Origin of the sequence: Thalassotalea sp. PP2-459, assembly GCF_001913705.1 — a bacterium.
GTDB classification, from domain to species: domain Bacteria; phylum Pseudomonadota; class Gammaproteobacteria; order Enterobacterales; family Alteromonadaceae; genus Thalassotalea_C; species Thalassotalea_C hakodatensis.
Map to the genome: position 1 here is coordinate 66,471 of NZ_MKQD01000043.1, position 20,842 is coordinate 87,312.

Consider the following 20,842-nt stretch of genomic DNA (forward strand, 5'->3'; position numbering starts at 1 on the left):
ATGTTATTGGTTATCCGTTAAGTTAAGTTTGATCATGGCAATTAAACCACGTTTGTTTGAATGGTTTTTTAACACGATAGTACCATTTAAGCGTTTTAATAATTCTTTTACAATAGTTAACCCTAAACCGCTGCTTTTGATTGGTGCATTTTCTGGTGCTGGCCCTTGGTAGAATGCATCAAATACTTTTTCGATAGCAGGAGAAGTAATACCAGGCCCTTGATCAGCTATAGTACAAATAAGTTGCTGTTCATCTTCAAAAACATCAATAAAGATTTTACCGTTATTTGGTGAATATTTAATTGCATTTGATAATACATTATCAAAAATGACTGATAACTGTTTACTATTTGTTGTTAAAGTAATGGCGTCAATATTAAGCACGGTTTCAATGTTTTTTCCATTAAGTTCAAGCTTTCGTGCGGCCAGACATTCTTCAATAAGAAGTGAAATATTAACAGGTGCGGCAGAAAGTAAACTCGTTGAATCTAGTACAATATTAAAATCTAATAGTCCTTCAATTAACATTTGTAATCGATTAACATTACTGCGCATAATTTCTGTGACTTCATATTGACCGTCGTTAAGTTGCCCTAAACTGTTGTCATAGAGTAGCTCTGTACCTTCACGTATTGCAGCAAGTGGTGTTTTTAATTCATGGGATATATGACGAATAAAGCTCGATTTTTGTTGCTCTAAGGTGTGTAATCTTTGGCGCATTCTTTCTAGGGCTTTTGCAATGTTTTGAACCTCGGTCGCACCAGAAAAAAGAATTTCATCATCAAACTTACCTGTTTCTAAACGTTGAATTTTACGCTGTAAAGATTGTAATGGTTTTAAAATCATTAACGAAAATAAAATGGCGATAATGATGGTAACAGGAATAATGAATACGCTATTTAACAGCACTTTCTGAGTCGTGTTTGCACTTGATTGTACTCGGCTAACTTGGAACTGAATAAGCGCTTCACTTTCATTACCTAACTGAGCACTGAGATGATTCATGGTTTTAAAGTATTGTTGTAAATCGTCTAAGGAAGGCCTTTCTAACGCCGTTATTTGCAACATGGTTTTATTGACCTCTTGTCGCAATGATTGGCATAACTCGTTAATTGCCCGTGAAGAAGCTTGTTGCTCATATTGCTTGAGTACTCTGTTTACTTGTTGCTGTTGGCGGTAAACACGATCCAGCAATTCTTTTTCTTCTAATACAATGTATTGGCTGGCAGTACGTTGTAATAAATTTAATGAAGCACTTAATTGTCGGTCATTTGCAACTGTGGCAGCAACACTTGAAATACTAGAAGCACTTTGTTCGGCTAGTTGGTGCAGTTTTTGACTGCCATAAAGTAAGGTTAATACCAAGGGTAAAATCACTGAGGTAAAACCAAAAATGGTTAAATGCTTAATCGAAATATTGCGTAGTGTTAAGTTCAAATGAGGTTGCCTAACCGTTAACAAGTAAAGAGTATGAATAGTACGTATTTTTACGGTATTAGGTGGGGAATACAACACTGTCTTTAAATGGCGACAGTGAATTTATTAATCAAAATTATATTTAAGATACTGATCTTAAAATAAAAAATTACTCTTGAATTGCTTTATCTCCTTCAATAAATTTTTTAGCCTTCAATACTGTCGCCAAATGGCAACAGATATTAGGGTTTATTGTCAGCTTTAATTTTATAAACTCAATAAAAACAGTATCTTAAAAAGTTGGCGCGCTTACTGCTTTAGTGAGTCTGAACATTCCCAACACTCTTTAATTAACAAAAGCAAAAAGGAAAATTTAATATGAAACCAGTTAGTTTAAAAAAGGTATGTGCAGTTGTAGCATTTTGTACCACAGGTGCTTTTCTCGTTAATGCCAATGAAAAACCAACAGCACCTAACATGGATAAGGGTGAAAAAGTGGCAAACCTTACTACTGATAAACAAATGACCTTTGACCAGCTATTAAAGAATTATGATGATGATAGCAATGGTTTATTAAGTAAAAAAGAGCTAGAAAATGTATTAGATACTGGCTTGTTAGCGTCATTTGATGATATTGACACCAATAGCGACCAAGCAATTAGTGCAAGTGAATTTGCACAGTATGAAGGTAATAGCTAAACAATAGCTTTAAAACTAAGGAATTAGGGGTTACCGATTATTGCTTTTATTGCTGATAAGTTAACGTGATTTATCAATGTAAGGCTTATTGGTCACAGCCGAACTGAGTGATGTAAATCAATATCAGTAGCTCTTATACCAGTTGTTTTGGTATGTACGATTCCCCCGTTTATGTCGACTGTCTTCCCAACTCTCAGTCGGCTTTTTTTCGTGTGTAAAAAGGCGATGATAATGAAAACAATGCCGCGATATGTTCAATTAAATAATTGGATCTTTGAAGTCAAAGCCGTAAGAGCGTTACGTGTTGACAACTACGGTGACCCATATAGTGCTATAGCCTCACTGACAGTTAACGGTGACAATGCCTACTTTGATGGTTTACTTAGCAGAGAAAATGAAGTGTTTACCCGAGATGATTTTTCAACCTTCAAAGAATTTTGTTCTCAGTTATCGGTTAAACATGCTAATTTCGACCGATTTAAACAATCATCTATGGTAAGTGCTCAAGTTGATATTCCTCAATATCAATCAGCGGCTGCTAATGTGTTTCAGTTGGTTAAGTAACTAATTATCAGGTTAAGTAACTAATAAGAACAGGTGTTATTTTTTAGCAATTTATTGATAGTTATCTCTAAATTGAGAGGGAAGCTCGCCAAATAACTCTTTAAACTTTTTGCTAAAGTAGCTGTGATCGCTAAATCCAGCCTTTTCTGCAACTTCCGCAATGGGCGTTGTAGTCTCTACCAATAACCTTCTTGCTTGCTCTAAGCGTAAATCATTAATAAATTGCTTGGGTGTTTTCTTTAAATACTTTTTAAACCTACGCTCTAACGCACTGACTGATAAATGGGCAACCTGCGCTAATGTTTCAATCGTCAATGGCTGTTCAAAATGTTCTTTAATATAATCAACAGGCACTTTTACCGCCTCTAAACCGGTTAATGCCATGGCTTGTTTTTCTAAGTGTCTGGTAATACCGTATGATCCAATAATCTTGCCTTGATTATTATACAATGGGCGCTTTGTTGTACTATACCAAGCAATATGACCCCCTACATTCATATTCATTTCTAATCTTTCGGTGACTCGCTCGCCAGCCAAAATTTTCTCATCATCTCGAATAAATTGTTTAGCGATATGCGCAGGCGCAAAATGGTAATCGGTTTTACCTATCACCTGCTCAATTGACTTAACCCGTTGATGTTCTACGAAGGCTTTATTGGCATAGATAAATTGGTGTTTTTCATTTTTGATCCAAAAAAGCGTATCGGGTAATAAATCAAACATTTTTATCAGCTGTAAGGTTTCTATTTGTTCAAGTAATGTTCTATCAACGCTCATTTATAACCCAGTGCTAAAAATTGTAATCATGAAAAATATAATAACCGTTCGCCGATTTTGTTGCATTAAAAACCGATTTATTAATAACACTTTATGTACAGTAAGCCTATATTAAGTGGATAACCTCTAAATAATTGGGCCAGTAATGAAGAAAATACGTATGGGCATGGTTGGTGGTGGTCAAGGTGCCTTTATTGGCGCTGTACATCGTATGGCCGCATTTCTAGATGGTAACATTGAACTTGTTTGTGGAGCGTTTAGTAGTAATGCCGAACGTAGTCAACAATCAGGAGCAGACTTAAACATTGCTCAACAGCGATGCTATGCAAGCTATCAAGAAATGTTTGAACAAGAGGCGGCGCTTCCCGCTGAAAAGCGCATGGAGTTTGTCGCTATTGTTACTCCTAATTATTTGCATTTTCCTGTCGCAAAATTGGCGATAGAGTACGGATTTCATGTGTTATCAGATAAACCGGCAACCTTCGATTTAGCAGAAGCATTAGCGCTACAATCATTGCTTGAGCAACATAATACCTTGTATGGGTTAACACACACATACAATGGCTACCCGATGGTTAAGCAAGCTAAACATCTTGTTGCATCAGGTGAGTTAGGAAAGGTAGTAAAAATTGTTGTGGAATATAGCCAGGGTTGGCTTGCATCAAAAGATGATGAAGCAAGTAAACAAGCCAGCTGGCGTTTAGATCCTAAAAAATCGGGTATAAGTTGTTGTATGGGAGATATTGGCGTACATGCAGCCAATTTAGTTGAATACGTGTCTGCTTTAAATATTACACAATTATGCGCAGATCTTGAAACCACGGTTGCCGACCGACAACTTGACGATGACGGAACGGTTTTATTGCGCTTTTCAAATGGAGCAAAAGGGGTGCTGCTTGCTAGCCAAGTGTCGATTGGTGAAGAAAATAATTTACGTTTGCGTATATACGGTGATAAAAAAAGTCTTGAATGGTGGCAAATGGAGCCGAATACTTTGTGGCTAAAATCAGCTGACCAACCTACTCAAATGTTAAGAGCTGGTGTTGGGGAAATGTGTGACCAAGCTCTCAATGCAATGAGAACACCTGCTGGTCATCCAGAAGGCTATTTAGAAGCGTTTGCCAATGTTTACCAAAATTTTGTTGGTCAAGTGCGTGCTTTTCAGCGAGGCGAAGATGCTAGCAACGAGACTCATGATGTACCGGGTATTACAGAAGCTGTAAGAGGAATGGCATTTATTGAAAATACAGTACGCGCGAGTCAGTCAGACATGAAATGGCATCAATTATCGCTTGCGACAGAATAGAGAGGAAAAATTATGACACAAATCAAAGGGCCAGGCATATTTTTAGCACAGTTCTGTAGTGATGAGGCACCGTTTAACGATTTAAAAAGTATTTGTGAATGGGCAGCTAGTTTAGGATACAAAGCGGTACAAATTCCTACTTGGGATAAACGTTTATTTGATTTAGAAAAAGCCTATGAAAATGAAAGCTATTGCGATGAAGTTAACGCGATTGTAAGGAAAGCTGGGCTGACGATTAGTGAGCTTTCAACGCACCTCCAAGGTCAGTTAGTTGCCGTTCATCCTGCTTATGATGCGCAATTTGATGCTTTTGCAGTTGAAGAGGTTCGTCATGATCCTAAAGCTCGTACTGAATGGGCAATAAACCAAGTTAAAATGGCGGCGAAAGTGAGTCAACGATTAGGTTTAACCGCACATGCTACATTTTCAGGCGCACTGTTATGGCAAACAGTTTACCCATGGCCACAACGACCAGCAGGCCTTGTTGAAGACGGTTTTGCAGAGCTTGCTAAACGTTGGCTACCCATTTTAGATGCCTATGAAGAGGCTGGTGTTGATCTTTGCTTTGAGTTACACCCAGGAGAAGATTTACACGACGGCGTGACTTTCGAGCGTTTCCTTGCGGCAACAAACCACCATCCACGGGCAAACATTCTTTATGATCCAAGCCACTTTGTTTTACAGCAATTAGATTATTTAGCCTTTATTGATATTTACCATGAACGAATAAAAGCCTTTCATGTAAAAGATGCAGAATTTAGACCGAATGGGCGAAGCGGTGTATATGGTGGCTATCAAAACTGGCAAGAGCGCCCTGGTCGCTTTCGTTCTTTAGGTGATGGTGAAATCGATTTTGCGCAAATTTTCAGTAAATTAACTCAATATGGCTTTCAAGGTTGGGCAGTGCTTGAATGGGAGTGTTGTTTAAAGCATCCCGTAGATGGTGCTCGTGAAGGCGCACCGTTTATCGAAAAACACTTAATTCGTACACCTGAACATGCCTTTGATGACTTTGCTGCAAGCGGTCAAGATGAGACATTAAACAGAAAAATTTTAGGTTTATAAGGAAGAGTATGAAAACAATAAATAAAAATACGCTTTTTACTGCCTGTTGCTTAGCGTTGATCGTTACCGCAATGACCTTTGCTATCAGGGCGGGTATTTTAACGCAATTAAGCCAAGAGTTTGCACTAACGGATGCAGAGCTTGGCTGGATTAATGCCATGGCTTTCTTGGGCTTTCCAGTGGCGATGATGTTTGGCGGCTTACTTTATAACTACTTAGGCGCAAAAAAACTCGTACTCATTGCTTTTGTTGGTCATCTTGTTGGCTTATTGCTGACCATTTCAGCGGATGGCTTTTGGACGTTGCTAATTTCAACCTTCTGTATCGGTTTTGCGAATGGTGCGGTTGAAGCTGGCTGTAACCCTATGATTGCCGATATGTATCATAAAAACCAAACCACTATGCTTAATCGTTTTCATGTGTGGTTCCCAGGCGGTATTGTTATTGGGGCGCTTATTTCAAAATTATTTACCGATGCGGGCATCGGCTGGCAAATTCAAATAGCGATCATGATCGTGCCAACGCTTATTTATGGTTTTTTAATGTTCAGCCATCAATTTCCGCAAAGCGATAATATTGAAACATCAACGCGTAAAAACATTAAAGGACTGTTTTCACCCTTGTTTTTATTTATGGCGTTTTGTATGACCTTAACGGCAACAAGCGAGCTAGGTACACAGCAGTGGATTGAGCGAATTTTAGGTGCATCGGGTGCATCGCCTATGCTAATTATGGCACTTATTACCGGTGTTATGGCAGTGGGCCGTTATTTTGCAGGACCATTAGTCCATCGTTTAAATCCATCAGGTGTCTTACTTGGCTCAGCAGTAATGACCACTATTGGTATTTATGCCATGAGTGTTGCCACAGGCGGTGCCGTTTATTTATGTGCCTTAATTTTTGCCTTGGGTGTTACGTATTTTTGGCCAACGATGATCGGCTTTGTCGCTGAAAACATTCCTCAGTCAGGTGCTTTAGGTATGTCGATCATGGGGGGAGCAGGCATGTTTGCCGTCAGTATGTGGAACCCGTTTATTGGTCAGTGGATTGATGATGCGAGACAAGCCGCTTTGCTTGAAAACCCTGATCCGCAAATGGCTGAACTTGTTGCAGGTCAAGCAGCATTGGCTAACTTGTCTATTTTCCCAGTTATTCTTATTGTGGCATTCGCTGGGTTGACCTTATACATGCGAAAACGTAAACATGCGACAGAATAAAGCAAGGTTGGGGAAAGTATGAGTAACAATATTTTACTAAAATCAACGAGTAAACGTACCTTTGTTAAAGGTTTGTCAGCATTGTTGGGTGCCAGCACTGTCGCGCACTTAACTGCGGGAAATGCGCTAGCGTCTGCGATGTCTTTTCAACAGAAAACTGGGGTACAGGCACGTAAATTATTTACTAAACAACAATTTAATGTACTTAGTGCCGTTTGCTCAACGATTATCCCTGAAACTGATACGCCTAGTGCTGCACAACTTAACGTACATGGCTTTGTTGACCATCAATTAGTTACTTGCCATCAAAAAACTGAACAAGTAAATGCTTTGGCGATTATTGATGTGATTAATGCTAAAGCAAAGCAGCTACATACAGCTGAGTTTTATCAACTTACGGCTATTCAAAAAGTTCAGATATTAGAAAGTATTGAGTCCGGTGCTATGAGTTTCACTGAGAAACATCAACAGCAGTTTAGTGACTTGAAGGCGTTGATCGTTTTTGGCTATTTTACGACAGAGGTTGGGGCAACTGAGGTCTTAGCCTATCAAGCAGTTCCTGGAGGATTTAAAGGTTCAGTGCCTTATGACTCAGTGGGGAAAACATACGGCTCACTTGCTTATTATTAAATAAATTTGGCACGGGTTTAGCGTTGTTAAGAGGTTAGCTATGCAACAAGATATATATATTCAACAAAGTGATCATATCTATGATGCACTGGTTGTTGGCTCTGGTGTCAGTGGCGGTTGGGCAGCAAAAGAGTTATGTGAACGCGGGCTTAAAACACTGATGATCGAGCGTGGTCGCATTGTCGAACATAGAAAAGATTACCCTACAGAAGGCAAGGGTGTTTGGCAATACCCTAACCGCATGAAGGTCGATAATCTGTTAGTGGAAGAGCAATATAAAGTGCAACAACAGTGTTACGCTTTTCACGATGGTACTAAACATTTTTTCGGTAATGACAAAGACTTGCCTTACAGTACGAAAAAAGGCACTAATTTTAGTTGGATACGTGCTAATCAGTTAGGCGGAAAGTCACTGCTTTGGCATCGACAATCATATCGGTTCAGCGACTATGATTTTAATGCCAATAAGTTAGATGGTCATGGCAATGATTGGCCTATTCGCTATGACGATATTGCTCCTTGGTATTCACATGTTGAAAAGCATGCAGGTATTTCAGGTAATTATGATGGTTTACCTCAATTACCAGACAGTGAATTCTTGCCTCCTTTTGACTTTAGTTCGCCGGAAATAATGCTGAAAAATAAATTTGCAAAACTATTTCCAGAACGACCGATGATAATGGGCCGCACCGCTCATTTAACTAAACCTACTGAACTTCATTATTCACAAGGTAGAGTACAGTGCCAAGCTAGAAATGAATGTCAAAAGGGCTGTTCTTTTGGTGCTTATTTTTCAACACAAAGCTCTACGCTGCCGGCTGCGGCTAAAACAGGAAACTTACATATTGCGCCTAATAGCGTAGTTCATAGTTTAATTTATGATGAAAAAACCAATCGTGTAAAAGGGGTACGGGTGATTGATAATGATGACTTATCAACCCGCGAATATTACGCAAAGGTAGTGTTTTTGTGTGCATCTACGCTTGGTACAACGCAGATCATGCTTAATTCGACTTCGAAAAAGTTCCCTAATGGCATTGCCAATAGCTCTGGCACACTAGGGCATTATTTGATGGATCATAATTATAACGCGGGTGCTTTTGGTCGCGTTGAAGGCTTTGAAGATGAAACCGTATCAGGCAGAAGACCTACCAATATTTATATTCCAAACTTTCAGTTTGAGCCAAAGCGCTATAAAGATCATTATGTAAGAGGGTATGCGCTAGCTGGTGGCGCTGGTCGAGGTGGCTGGAAAGGCGCCGCTAATAGTAAAGGCATAGGTGTTGGATTTAAACAAAGGCTCACCCAAGCGGGTGACTGGTATTTCAATTTAATGGCGCAAGGTGAAATGTTACCGCGTTTTGAAAACCATGTAGCGTTACATTCAACGAAAAAAGACAAATGGGGTATACCGCAATTACATATCGATTGTACGTGGTCAGAAAATGAAATTGCTATGATGGCTGATGCTGAAGAAACAGCTAGAGATATGTTACTTAAAGCGGGTTTAAAAGACGTGCAAAGTTATAACTCAATTGACGGTGCACCACCAGGATTAGCCATTCATGAAGTAGGTACTGCGCGCATGGGGCGCGATCCGAAAAATTCGGTACTGAACGGTTTTAACCAAACACATGATATAGCGAACTTATTTGTTACAGACGGCGCGAGTTTTTGCTCATCTGCGGTCGTAAACCCTTCGTTAACGTTTATGGCACTAACTGCAAGAGCTGTTGATTATGCCGTAAAAGAAATGAACGCTAAACGAATTTAAATAATAAGGAATAAACCATGAAAAATAAGCTAGTTACCCTAATGTGTGCCTGTTTACCTTTTGTAAGTCAAGCTGCTCTGGGGCATCAAGAAAACAGCGTAGTTCCTAAAATAAGCGTGCAGTTATGGTCGGTGAAAGACGATATTAAATCGTCTTTTAAACAAACCATATCATCACTTGCTAATATGGGGTTTCAAGGCGTTGAGTTTGCAGAAAGCTTCGGTCCTTTTGAAAATAATCCAGAAGGGTTGAAAGCGTTCTTAAAGGCTAAAAACCTAGCGGCTAGTGGCGCACACTTAGGATTTGAACAACTGAATAAACAAAACTTTGCTGATACGGTCGCATTTTATAAAGCCGCGGGCGTATCTATGTTAATTGTGCCGTGGGATGAAAGAGCGTGGCATCCAGAAGGTGTGAAAGAAGTGGTTAGCTTATTAAATGACTTAAGCGTTCAGTTAAAACCTCATGGGATGCGTATTGGCTTTCATAATCACGATCAAGAATTTAACAGCTTTGAGGGAACAACCTATTGGGATTACATTGCAGAAAACACTTCACAGGACGTAGTGTTGCAGCAAGATGTTGGTTGGACAACTTATGCTGGCAAAGACCCTGTTGAATACGTAAAACGCTATCCAGGAAGAACATTAACAACACACTACAAAGTAAAATTACCTGAAGGCACTAAAGGGAAACTACCGATCATAGGTAAAGACACTATTGATTGGCTAGCACTAACTAAAGCGAACATAGCAGTAGGTGGAACACTTTGGATAGTTGTAGAGCAAGAAGAATATCCAAACGGCCTGACTCCGATGGAAGCTGTTCAGCAATCGAAAAGAGGCTTAGAAAAAGTACTTAAGCAATTATAATAAAGGACATAAGAGCACATGATAATGACAAAAATACGTGGAATGCATCAAGTAACACATAATTTCAAAGCCGTTTTAATTACAACAGCGTGTTTACTATTTTCATCGTCCGCAATGGCTGAAACTAATAATCAATTAACTGATGCTGAAAAACAAGCTGGCTGGCAATTGTTGTTTGACGGTAAACAAGCTTCACAATGGCGAAACTACCAACAAAAAACACTGAGTGAACAATGGCAAGTAATTGACGATACACTTACCTTAACTGGCAAAGGGGGTGGAGATATTATTACACAAACCCCTTATGAAAATTTTGAATTAAAACTTGATTGGCGTATTTCTGAAGCAGGCAACAGTGGCATTTTTATTCGTGTCGACGAAAAAGGGAAGTATGTCTATTCTCGCGCACCAGAAATTCAAATTCTTGATAACTTAAAGCACAGTGATAGAAAAGATCCGACGCATCGTTCAGGTTCATTATACGACATGATTGCCTCGCCAGACAGTTCGCACAAACTAGCAGGAGAGTGGAATAGCGTAAGGATACGTGTAAATGAAGGGCATTTAGAGGTCTGGCAAAATCAAGTGAAAACCACGGATATCGTTATGGGTAGTGATAGATGGAATGGGCTAGTAGCTAATAGTAAGTTTGCCACATGGCAAGGCTTTGGTGAACAAGCGAATGGCTATATTGGTTTACAAGATCATGGCGATGTTGTGTCATTTAGAAATATCAAAATTAAAGAGCTTTAGTCATGAAAGATAAAAAGCATCCAGTAATCGTAGTGGGCTCTGGTGCGGGTGGCGCAATGGCTGCTTATGTACTAACACAAGCTGGGCACCGCGTGTTAATGCTAGAAGCGGGCCGAGATTATGACCCTAAAACAGAAACACCCATGTTTAAAACCAATGGTGAAGCGCCATTAATGGGCGCTGGTAACGTTGATAAAGACTTTGGTTTTTATGATGCAACGGTTGATGGCGGTTGGAGTGTGCCTGGTGAACCATACACTACCGGTGAAGGTTCTGATTTTTTATGGTGGCGAGCACGTATGTTGGGTGGCCGAACAAATCACTGGGGGCGGTATTCATTACGTTTTAGTGAACATGATTTTAAAGGTAAATCACGCGACGGATTGGGCGCTGATTGGCCAATTGAATACTCGGATTTAGCACCTTGGTATGATAAAACAGAATACTTAGTTGGGGTATGCGGCACCAATACTGGGTTAGATGATATGCCAGATTCATCTGACGGTGTACTTCAACCTCCGCCCAAACCAAGAGTGCCTGAATTGTTAATTGCTGCCGCGGCAAAAAAATTAGGCATACCAACCGCGCCAATGCATCGAGCGGTATTAACACGTGCTAAAGATGATAGACAAGCGTGTTTTTATGCTACTCCGTGCGGTCGTGGTTGTTCTATTGGCGCAGCGTTTCAAACCACAACTTCATTAATTCCTATGGCGAAAGCAACAGGTAATTTAGAGGTTGTTACTGATGCAATGGTTAAGAATGTGACAGTTGATCAACACGGTAAAGTAACCGGTGTTTGTTATGTTGATAAAAAAACAAAGACTGAAACATGCTTAACCGCTAATGTCGTTATTTTAGCAGCAAGTGCCTGTGAATCAGCACGTATTATGCTCAACTCCAAAAGTAAGCATCACCCAAGTGGCTTGGCTAATTCAAGTGGCCAGCTAGGGCGTAATATTATGGACTCAACAGGCACTGGCTTAGGAGCCTATATTCCCGCTTTAGCTGGAAGACCAAGGTATAATGAGGATGGTCATACTGCTAATCATTTATTTATTCCTTGGTGGGGGCACAAAGCACAAGAAAAAGGCGAACTTGATTTCCCAAGAGGCTATCACTTTGAAATTGGCAGTGGTTTTGGTCAGCCAGGTTCTGGTGTAAGTTCAGGGTTGCAAGGTTACGGTAAGGCATTAAAGCAACAGGTAAGAGACAAATATGGCTCGTCGGTTTATTTGAGCTTGCGGGGTGAAATGTTGCCAAATGAACATTGTTACATGGAAATTGACGATAACGTTAAAGACAAATGGGGAATTCCCGTTGCCAAGTTTCATTGGAAGTGGTCAAAACATGAATTGAATCAAGTGGCTCATGGTTTAAAAACCGCAAAAGAAATATTAGAAACCATGGGAGCAACGTTTGACTATCCATTGCCTTCTGCTGAAAAAGCTATTTTGAAAGGTGGACAAATAATTCATGAGGTAGGCGCGACAAGAATGGGCGATTCGCCCAAAGATTCTGTGACAAACCAATGGGGACAAACGTGGGATTGCGATAACTTATTTGTCATGGACGCCGGTGTATTTGCGTCAAATCCACACAAAAACTGTACATTAACCATCATGACATTAGCGATGCGAAATGCAACGTGGCTTTCTGAGCAAATGAACAAAGGGGCGCTTTAAGATGACTAGCAAATACCAAGTAAAACTCAGTCGTCGAGAATCATTAAAATGGGTTGGTGCATTGTCTGCTAGCACGTTAATTCCTAATAGTGTTAGTGCGCTCACTATAGCTGCTGAAAAAAATACTGGGAAAGGGCACTGGCCCAAGCTAACGTTGTCGCCCATTAATGCTAAAGGTTACGGTAAAGATCCAAATTTACTGATCCCGCCTAAATCACCGTGGCCGAAAACCTTGACAGCAGAGCAATTAACCCTTGTTGCGGTATTAGCCGATATTATTGTGCCACGAGAAGGTACAGTGCCTTCAGGTAGCGAAGTTGGCGTGCCTGATGTGGTGGATGAATGGGTTAGTGCACCTTATACTCGGCAGCAGCACGATCGATTAACGATTTTATCAGCGTTAACGTGGATAGATGACGAAGCTCAATTGAGGTTTGAACAATCATTTATCAATTTAACCGAACAAAAGCGTCTACAAATTATTGATGATATCGCGTTTGAACGAGAAGACGTCAATGAAGCCTATACACGCATTATTCCGGCGTTTTCACGTTTTAGATCGTTAGTGTTGGCGGCTTTCTATTCTAGCCCCGCAGGCATGAAAGACATTGGATATATGGGTAACGTACCTATTATGGGGGATTACCCAGGACCAACGGAAGAAGCCATGACACACTTAGCACAGGTGGTTAAACAATTAGGGTTATCTCTTTAAATTTTCTACACTATATTTAACAAAGTTCTGTTTCTTAATTTATGCAGTCAGTTACTCTACTGGCTGCATACTTATCTATACAGTGTTATAGACGTCTATACATCTAGTTTCTGGCGTTCATTTAGATACTATGCTAGAGTAGCCGAAATTTTTACGGTGCCTATTTAATTTACGATTATAATTCGTTGATAATAAAGGCTTAAAAGGGAATGTGGTGTAAGTCCACAACTGTTCCCGCAACTGTATTTAGGGCTGAATTTCAGAACCACTGGTATACCACTGGGAAGGTGAAATTTGGGTGATCCCTAAGAGTCAGGAGACCTGCCATGAAAATACATTACTAACTGTGCGGGTAACATAGTTGAGTTATTACACAGCATTGCTATTAATAACCTAATTTTCCGCACATCTATTTAAAGGTATAGGTGTTTTGTTACATTTAAGCGCGGAAAATTTAGTATGGTCTGTAGACAGTAAACTAATTCTTAATGGGATTGATTTTACCGCGAACCTCGGCGAAACGATTGGTATTTTAGGCCCCAATGGCGCAGGTAAAACTTCTTTTTTAAAATGTCTCTATCGAGAACATATTCCGCAATCAGGTAACGTCACCTTATCAGAAACGGCGCTAGCTGCATTTAATCGTCGCGAAATAGCGCGAAAAATTTCAGTGGTTAGCCAACACCGTGAAGCGGTATTTAATTTATCAGTGCTTGATGTGGTAAAAATGGGCTTGATACCACATAAACAGTACTTTGATCTTAACACCCAAGCAGACTATCAATTATTGCATCAAGCCATCGAACAAGTAGATCTTAAAAATAAAAAACACCAAGCTTTCAATACACTTTCAGGTGGTGAACAACAACGTTGCTTTATTGCACGTGCGATTGTGCAACAACCTGAAATATTAATTATGGATGAACCCACTAACCATTTAGACATTTTCTATCAGCATCAAATTTTATCTATTGTTAAAGCGCTTGATTTAACCTTGGTGATGAGCATTCATGATCTCAATCTAGCAGCCCTATATTGTGATCGCATTATGTTGATGTCAGAAGGAACCGTGTTAGCGTTTGATACCCCTGAAAAGGTCTTGAAAGAAAATCTGCTAGAGCAGGTATTTAAAATTCCATGCGTAGTTGATAACAATCCAATAACCGGAAAGCTGCGGGTTACCTTTGGGGGGCAAGGCTAATGGATACTCGGCTGCCTTTTATACCTGGTTTATTGGTATTGGTCATTTTAGTGTTGTTGTCATTGTTATTATCAATGGGCTTTGGTACCACGGAAATTGGCTTCTCCCAAGTTTGGCAATGTGTAAGTGCGCAATGCCAACAACCAATTTATCAAACTATTTTACTGGATATTCGATTGCCTAGAGTGCTTATGGGCTTTTTAGCGGGTTTTGCTTTAGCTGGCGCTGGGGCGTTAATGCAAAATGTGACTCGTAACCCGTTAGCTGATCCTTATCTTTTTGGTATTGTTGCTGGTGCTGGTCTAGGGGCCACTATTTCAAGCTTATTACCTGAATATTTACAAGCATTTTCATTACCATTAGCCGCCTTCATAGGTGCACTTTCTGCTGTGTTTATTGTCATGACTATTCTGATGAATAATAACTGGCGTCGAGTTGAACATTTATTGTTAGCAGGGGTTGCCGTATCTTTCTTATTGAGCGCCATTACCAGTTTTATCTTGTATTTCGGTGAAGCGTTTGAAGCTAATCGGGTGATTTTTTGGATGATGGGATCACTAGCACGCGCTAATTATGACGCTATTGCTCTTATTGCACCTATCATTTTTATATGTACCTTTATTACCTTGATGTTTTCAAGACAATTAGATGCGTTGTTATTGAGCGACGAAGGGGCAAGAACGCTCGGTGTCAATGTTGATGTAGTTCGAGTACTTTCATTGTGCATTTGTGCTGCAATGACGGCGGTTGTTGTCGCTTACTGTGGTGGAATTGGTTTTGTCGGATTAATGATACCGCATATCGTAAGGCCATTTTTTGGTTTTACCCTAGCGAAACTCATGCTGTGTGCAGGCTTAGTTGGAGGCTGCTTCTTAATTTGGGTTGACGTAATCTCTCGAACTATTTTACCAGGGCAAGAATTACCTATTGGTGTGATCACTTCTGTGATTGGTAGCGTGTTTTTTCTATTTTTAATGAGAAGAATGTAATGATAACGAATGTCCCTGTATTAACGCAGCAATATTTGCCACAAATCACCGATAAAATTGATCAAAAAACAAAACCTCTTGGTGCGTTAGGAGTGATTGAACAACTTGCCAAGAGATTGGCTACTATACAAAGTAACCGTTCTGGCAGGTGGCAAAAACTCGATACATTAAAGCCTCAGGTCATTGTTTTTGCTGGCGATCACGGTATTGCTTGTCAAGGTGTAAGTATTGCGCCTAGTGATGTAACTTATCAAATGGTGTTAAATTTCCTTAATGGTGGTGCTGCCATTAATTGTTTTTGCCGTAGCTATAATATTGATTTTAGCGTAGTGGATACTGGTATCTGTACACCGTTACCTGATGCGTTACAGGAAGAGCACGATAACTTTTTTGAGTCACGTTTAGGCCCAGGAACATTCGATATTAGCGAGCAAGCAGCAATGACCATCACACAGGTGAATGACGGCTTATCTGCAGGAGGTAACATTGCAAAACGTGCGATTAAGCAAGGTTGTAATGTCTTAATTTTTGGCGAAATGGGAATTGCAAATACGAGTGCTGCCTCGGCATTAATGTCGGCATTACTTAATATACCTGTCGAGCAATCCGTAGGCCTAGGCACTGGTATTACAGCAGAACAGTTCGCGCTTAAAAAGCAACTTATTAAGAAAGGATTAACACGCCTGGCAGACCAAGAAGACCATGCGAACATAAAAAAGATACTGGCTGAGCTAGGGGGATTTGAAATCATTCATATTGCTGGTGCGATAATCGCGAGCGCAGAGCAAAGAGTGCCAGTGTTAGTGGATGGTTTTATTGTTAGCGTAGCAGCCCTAGTGGCACAAAGAATAGCCCCTGAAATCACTGATTATCTGATTTTTGCGCATCAATCGAATGAACATGCGCATCAACGGATCGTTGAACAATTCCACGCAAAGCCATTATTACAGTTAGCTTTAAGACTAGGAGAAGGTACGGGGGCAACTTTGGCGTTTCCACTACTGCAAGCCGCCGTAAGTTTTTATAATGACATGGCGAGTTTCGAAAGTGCAGGAGTGACGGTTTAATGCTAAACACCAGCAAACAATGGCGTTTGTTTAAGCTTGCTTGTCAATTTTTTACGCGAATTCCTGTGGGTAATATCGCTGATTTTCAAGAATCTGATCTCAATCAAGCAACGCGTTATTTTTCGTTAGTTGGTTTACTGGTTGCAGCCATATTGAGCGCTGTGTTTAGTATTTTAGTGACGTTTTTCCCTGTTAATTTAGCCGTTGTTTTACTGTTAATTGTTAGTGTTTTGCTCACTGGCGCATTTCATGAAGATGGCCTTGCTGATATGGCTGATGGTATAGGCGGTGGTTACACGATTTCATCTCGACTCGCTATTATGAAAGATAGTCGTTTAGGTACGTATGGCGCGATTAGTCTATTTTTAGTGATGCTATTAAAGTATGTAGTGCTGGTACATTTAGCAAATGCAGCACTTATTATATTCTCTTTATTTCTAGCTCATGCTTGCTCGAGAGCGATAGCAGCAAGCTTAATAATTGATACCCCTTATGTCAGTGAAGAATCTGATAGTAAAAGCAAGCCTTTGGCTCAGCAACAAACGCAAAAAGATTGTTTATTCGTGTTATTGGTTGCCGTAGTGCCCTTTTTCTTTTTACCGAATGTTCTTTTCTCTTTTACTTTTGTAATTTCTCTGTTGTTTACCTTGTACATTTTTCGTGTTTTGTTTCGCCGTTGGTTAATAGCACGTATTGGGGGCTTTACTGGCGACTGTTTAGGCGCTTGCCAACAACTTGTTGAATTAATTATCTATTTATTAATTGTCGCGTTTGCCATAGGTGGCGCGCAATGATTCATTTGATCCTTGGCGGTGCGCGAAGTGGCAAGTCTCGCTTTTCAGAACAATGGATACTCAATAAATATGGTGATCTGCCGCGATATTACCTTGCTACTGCACAAGCTTATGATACCGAAATGACAGAGAGAATTGCTAAACACCAACAAGATAGATTATCTGACGATTGGCATCTATGTGAATACCCCATTAAAATCGATCAAGCGTTGCAAAACATACCGGATAATAGCGTTGTGTTAATTGATTGTTTAACTTTGTGGCTGACAAATGTGTTAATGAGTGTTGAAAATAAAACCAATACACGTGAGCAAAAAGCGCAACATTTATCTCACGCTATTGAACAATTACTCTTAACGTTATCAGAGCATCAAACAAGATTAACCCTTGTCGTGGTAGCCAATGAAGTAGGGCTTGGCATTGTGCCGATGGGAGAACAATCAAGGTTATTTGTTGATCACGCTGGCTGGTTAAATCAAAAAGTGGCAGCGACGGCACAACAAGTCACCTTAGTGACGGCAGGATTACCGTTAACCCTAAAAGGAGCGATTAGTGGCTAACGTTATATTATTGAGGCATGGCAAAGTTCAGGGCGAAGCTGCCCTTTATGGCACAACTGATGTTGCGGTTAGTGATGTTGATAATCAACACTTAGTAACGCAATTTAAAGCGTATGAGCAACAACGGTCAGGCAAATGCTCTCATGTTATTAGTTCTCCGTTAATGCGCTGTAAAACTTTAGCGACAAAACTTACACACGCTTTATCATTACCTGCACCGAGTATGGAACCCGCCATTCAAGAAATGCATTTTGGGCGTTATGATGGCGTTGCGTTTGATAATGTTTATCAACAGCCTGAGCAATGGCAACCGTTAGAACGATTTTGGCGAGACCCTGTACAGCATCCATTGCCTGAGGCCGAGTTGTTAACGGGCTTTTCCTATCGCGTTAATCAAGCATGGCAAAGGATAGTAGAACAAGCGAGTCAACAACAAGACGATATATTAGTGGTTTGTCATGGCGGGGTTATACGGATGATTTTAGCCGCTGTGCTCAATATCAATGTACGGAACCCGCTTTGGTATACGCAACTTTCTATTGGCTATGGCAGTTTAACCAAAATACGCATAAAGGAAAGTCAGTGTAGGGTTAACTATATTGCTCGTCCTATTCACCAACAGGGTATTGATCATTCATCAACATTACCTGATGTTTTGCTGGAGGCTCGCTAATGGCGGCAAAAACCTTAATGGTACAAGGCACAACCAGTGACGCGGGTAAAACAACGTTGGTTGCAGCGCTTTGCCGAGTGTATGCGCGGCAAGGTTTACATGTTGCGCCGTTTAAGCCACAAAATATGGCGTTAAATAGTGCGGTAACGCCTGACGGTGGTGAGATTGGTCGAGCGCAAGCGGTTCAAGCTCATGCTGCTAACGTACCGTTATCCGTAGATTTTAATCCGATATTATTAAAACCGCAGTCTGATAAAAATGCGCAAGTGATTATACATGGTCAAGTATTCGACAATATGAATGCTGATCAATATCACGATTATAAAAAAATTGCGTTTAATGCCGTGATGGCTTCTCATGCACGATTAGAAAAAAGCTTTTCACGTATTGTGGTAGAAGGCGCGGGTAGCCCAGCAGAAATAAACCTTCGTGAAGGGGATATTGCTAACATGGGCTTTGCGGAAGCCGCTGACTGCCCTGTAATCATTATTGCAGATATTGATAAAGGCGGCGTATTTGCTCACTTAGTAGGTACATTGGCGCTGTTAAGCGAAAGTGAACAGCAACGTGTTATCGGCTTTGTTATTAATCGCTTTCGTGGCGATATATCGTTACTAGAGCCAGGGCTAACGTGGCTAGAAAACTACACCGATAAGCCGGTTCTAGGCGTTCTTCCTTATATTCATGGTTTACATATTGCCGCGGAAGATGCGGTAAGTAATATTCAAGATATTGAAAATACGAAATTAAAAGTGATTGTACCTGTTACGCCACGAATGAGTAATCACAATGACTTTGACGCGTTGAGAATTCACCCTGAAATAGATTTAACCTTTGTCTATGCCTCTGAAATTGCTAAAACACCATTACCTGAGGCAGATCTAATTATTCTAGCCGGCAGTAAAAATACTCGCGAAGATTTAGCCTTCATTAAAAACCAAGGCTGGGACCGACAAATTAATAAACATTTACGCTACGGCGGAAAGCTATTTGGTATATGTGGTGGCTTTCAAATGCTAGGGCATAAGATTAATGATCCTCTTGGCTTAGAAGGTAAGGCGGGTAGCAGCGAAGGGCTTGGTTTATTACCGATAGTTACAACATTACAACGACGTAAAACACTCGCAAATCAACAAGCAATATTACATTTAGCGGGGGAAGATAAAATCATTGAAGGTTATGAAATTCACTTAGGTGAAACTACTTATCTGACTGATTTACCTGCATTAATGACAATAAATGATGAGCCGCAAGGGTTGATAAGTGATGATCAACAAATAGCAGGTGGTTATTTACATGGTATCTGGGACAGTAAAAATGCCATTGAACAACTCGCTTCATGGTGCCAAGTGACAATATCTGAAGCAACGTCACTTGATGAGATACAAGAACACGCTATTGAGCGATTAGCCGATACATGTGAGCAATATCTCGCATTAGACAAAATAGAAACAGCACTAATACATTGGAGACAGCACAATGAATGAACAAGATAAGCAAGAAAAACATAAAGCACGCCAACAAAAGCTAAAAGAAAAAGTAGACGCACGCATTGCCGCAGCGCAAGACGATAAAGGCCTGTTGTTAGTGATCACCGGTAATGGTAAAGGAAAATCTACTTCAGGTTTCGGCATGATAACGCGCAGCGTGGGCCACGGGTTATCCGCTGCAGTATGTCAGTTTATCAAAGGGACATGGGAGTGCGGTGAACGAAATTTATTGGAAAAGTCAGGCGTACCGTTTTATGTCATGAAAACAGGCTTCACGTGGGAAACACAAAATAAAGAAGCGGATATGGCCGCTGCAAACAAAGTATGGCAAGACGCTAAAAAATTGTTGAGTGATCCAAGTATTCACACCATATTACTTGATGAATTAACCTATATGCTCAGCTATCGTTACCTAGACATTGATGAAGTACTCGAAACCATCGCTAACAGACCTGAAGGTCAACACGTAATTGTTACTGGCCGAGCCGCACATCGACGACTCACAGAAATGGCTGATACGGTCTCAGAAGTGCAATCTCAAAAACATGCTTTTGAAGCAGGGATTAAAGTACAAAAAGGGATTGATTGGTGATCC

General features: G+C 40.4%; 21 protein-coding genes and 1 riboswitch. Of the genes, 19 read left to right on the forward strand and 2 right to left on the reverse strand.

The window, feature by feature from the left end; genetic code table 11:
* Window positions 1-3 precede the first annotated feature (3 nt).
* Window positions 4-1,437, reverse strand: a complete 1,434-nt coding sequence (locus BI291_RS10115) for an ATP-binding protein (RefSeq protein ID WP_074498638.1) — start codon at window positions 1,435-1,437, stop codon at window positions 4-6.
* 357 nt (window positions 1,438-1,794) lie between these two features.
* Here BI291_RS10115 and BI291_RS10120 point away from each other — a divergent pair, with 357 nt between their 5' ends.
* Window positions 1,795-2,115 carry a hypothetical protein gene (locus BI291_RS10120; RefSeq protein WP_074498639.1) on the forward strand — a complete coding sequence of 107 codons (321 nt, stop codon included), beginning with the start codon at window positions 1,795-1,797 and terminating at the stop codon, window positions 2,113-2,115.
* A gap of 231 nt (window positions 2,116-2,346) precedes the next feature.
* Window positions 2,347-2,679, forward strand: coding sequence for a hypothetical protein (locus BI291_RS10125; RefSeq protein WP_083602000.1), 333 nt, complete (start codon window positions 2,347-2,349; stop codon window positions 2,677-2,679).
* A gap of 51 nt (window positions 2,680-2,730) precedes the next feature.
* On the opposite strand, the gene BI291_RS10130 is transcribed toward BI291_RS10125, so the two are convergent.
* The gene (locus tag BI291_RS10130) at window positions 2,731-3,456 is read right to left on the reverse strand and encodes an AraC family transcriptional regulator (RefSeq protein WP_074498640.1); all 726 of its coding nucleotides are present in this window, start codon (window positions 3,454-3,456) and stop codon (window positions 2,731-2,733) included.
* A gap of 145 nt (window positions 3,457-3,601) precedes the next feature.
* On the opposite strand from BI291_RS10130, the gene BI291_RS10135 reads away from it, so the two are divergent.
* From BI291_RS10135 to cobO, 17 genes are all read left to right on the forward strand, one after another.
* Window positions 3,602-4,762: a Gfo/Idh/MocA family protein gene (locus BI291_RS10135; protein WP_074498641.1), complete on the forward strand. Its 1,161-nt coding sequence runs from the start codon at window positions 3,602-3,604 to the stop codon at window positions 4,760-4,762.
* Window positions 4,763-4,774: 12 nt separating this feature from the next.
* Window positions 4,775-5,827 (forward strand): sugar phosphate isomerase/epimerase, encoded by a 1,053-nt coding sequence (locus BI291_RS10140; protein ID WP_074498642.1) that lies wholly within the window; start codon window positions 4,775-4,777, stop codon window positions 5,825-5,827.
* A gap of 8 nt (window positions 5,828-5,835) precedes the next feature.
* Window positions 5,836-7,044: a sugar MFS transporter gene (locus tag BI291_RS10145; protein ID WP_074498643.1), complete on the forward strand. Its 1,209-nt coding sequence runs from the start codon at window positions 5,836-5,838 to the stop codon at window positions 7,042-7,044.
* Between the two features lie 18 nt (window positions 7,045-7,062).
* Window positions 7,063-7,674, forward strand: a complete 612-nt coding sequence (locus BI291_RS10150; RefSeq protein WP_074498644.1) for a gluconate 2-dehydrogenase subunit 3 family protein — start codon at window positions 7,063-7,065, stop codon at window positions 7,672-7,674.
* 40 nt (window positions 7,675-7,714) lie between these two features.
* Window positions 7,715-9,448 carry a GMC oxidoreductase gene (locus BI291_RS10155; protein ID WP_074498645.1) on the forward strand — a complete coding sequence of 578 codons (1,734 nt, stop codon included), beginning with the start codon at window positions 7,715-7,717 and terminating at the stop codon, window positions 9,446-9,448.
* Window positions 9,449-9,465: 17 nt separating this feature from the next.
* Window positions 9,466-10,320, forward strand: a complete 855-nt coding sequence (locus BI291_RS10160; RefSeq protein WP_074498646.1) for a sugar phosphate isomerase/epimerase — start codon at window positions 9,466-9,468, stop codon at window positions 10,318-10,320.
* Window positions 10,321-10,344: 24 nt separating this feature from the next.
* The gene (locus tag BI291_RS10165; RefSeq protein WP_083602001.1) at window positions 10,345-11,073 is read left to right on the forward strand and encodes a DUF1080 domain-containing protein; all 729 of its coding nucleotides are present in this window, start codon (window positions 10,345-10,347) and stop codon (window positions 11,071-11,073) included.
* Between the two features lie 2 nt (window positions 11,074-11,075).
* Window positions 11,076-12,758 carry a GMC family oxidoreductase gene (locus tag BI291_RS10170; protein WP_074498647.1) on the forward strand — a complete coding sequence of 561 codons (1,683 nt, stop codon included), beginning with the start codon at window positions 11,076-11,078 and terminating at the stop codon, window positions 12,756-12,758.
* A gap of 1 nt (window position 12,759) precedes the next feature.
* A complete protein-coding gene (locus BI291_RS10175; protein ID WP_074498648.1) occupies window positions 12,760-13,473 on the forward strand; it encodes a gluconate 2-dehydrogenase subunit 3 family protein in 714 nt (237 codons plus the stop codon).
* A 137-nt stretch (window positions 13,474-13,610) separates the two neighbouring features.
* Window positions 13,611-13,817, forward strand: a riboswitch (cobalamin riboswitch).
* A gap of 86 nt (window positions 13,818-13,903) precedes the next feature.
* The gene (locus tag BI291_RS10180; protein ID WP_175573110.1) at window positions 13,904-14,674 is read left to right on the forward strand and encodes an ABC transporter ATP-binding protein; all 771 of its coding nucleotides are present in this window, start codon (window positions 13,904-13,906) and stop codon (window positions 14,672-14,674) included.
* Window positions 14,674-15,663 carry an iron ABC transporter permease gene (locus tag BI291_RS10185; protein WP_074498650.1) on the forward strand — a complete coding sequence of 330 codons (990 nt, stop codon included), beginning with the start codon at window positions 14,674-14,676 and terminating at the stop codon, window positions 15,661-15,663. The genes BI291_RS10180 and BI291_RS10185 overlap by 1 nt, the downstream gene beginning before the upstream one ends.
* Window positions 15,663-16,730 (forward strand): nicotinate-nucleotide--dimethylbenzimidazole phosphoribosyltransferase, encoded by a 1,068-nt coding sequence (cobT, locus tag BI291_RS10190; RefSeq protein WP_074498651.1) that lies wholly within the window; start codon window positions 15,663-15,665, stop codon window positions 16,728-16,730. Before BI291_RS10185 ends, cobT begins: the two co-directional genes overlap by 1 nt.
* Entirely contained in the window at window positions 16,730-17,524 is a 795-nt protein-coding gene (locus BI291_RS10195) for an adenosylcobinamide-GDP ribazoletransferase (RefSeq protein ID WP_074498652.1), read from the forward strand. Before cobT ends, BI291_RS10195 begins: the two co-directional genes overlap by 1 nt.
* Complete coding sequence (gene cobU / locus BI291_RS10200; RefSeq protein ID WP_074498653.1) at window positions 17,521-18,084, forward strand: bifunctional adenosylcobinamide kinase/adenosylcobinamide-phosphate guanylyltransferase; 564 nt, start codon at window positions 17,521-17,523, stop codon at window positions 18,082-18,084. The genes BI291_RS10195 and cobU overlap by 4 nt, the downstream gene beginning before the upstream one ends.
* Window positions 18,077-18,757 (forward strand): histidine phosphatase family protein, encoded by a 681-nt coding sequence (locus BI291_RS10205; protein ID WP_074498654.1) that lies wholly within the window; start codon window positions 18,077-18,079, stop codon window positions 18,755-18,757. The genes cobU and BI291_RS10205 overlap by 8 nt, the downstream gene beginning before the upstream one ends.
* Window positions 18,757-20,244 carry a cobyric acid synthase gene (locus tag BI291_RS10210; RefSeq protein ID WP_074498655.1) on the forward strand — a complete coding sequence of 496 codons (1,488 nt, stop codon included), beginning with the start codon at window positions 18,757-18,759 and terminating at the stop codon, window positions 20,242-20,244. The genes BI291_RS10205 and BI291_RS10210 overlap by 1 nt, the downstream gene beginning before the upstream one ends.
* Window positions 20,237-20,839: a cob(I)yrinic acid a,c-diamide adenosyltransferase gene (gene cobO / locus BI291_RS10215; RefSeq protein ID WP_074498656.1), complete on the forward strand. Its 603-nt coding sequence runs from the start codon at window positions 20,237-20,239 to the stop codon at window positions 20,837-20,839. Before BI291_RS10210 ends, cobO begins: the two co-directional genes overlap by 8 nt.
* The last annotated feature ends 3 nt before the right edge of the window (window positions 20,840-20,842 follow it).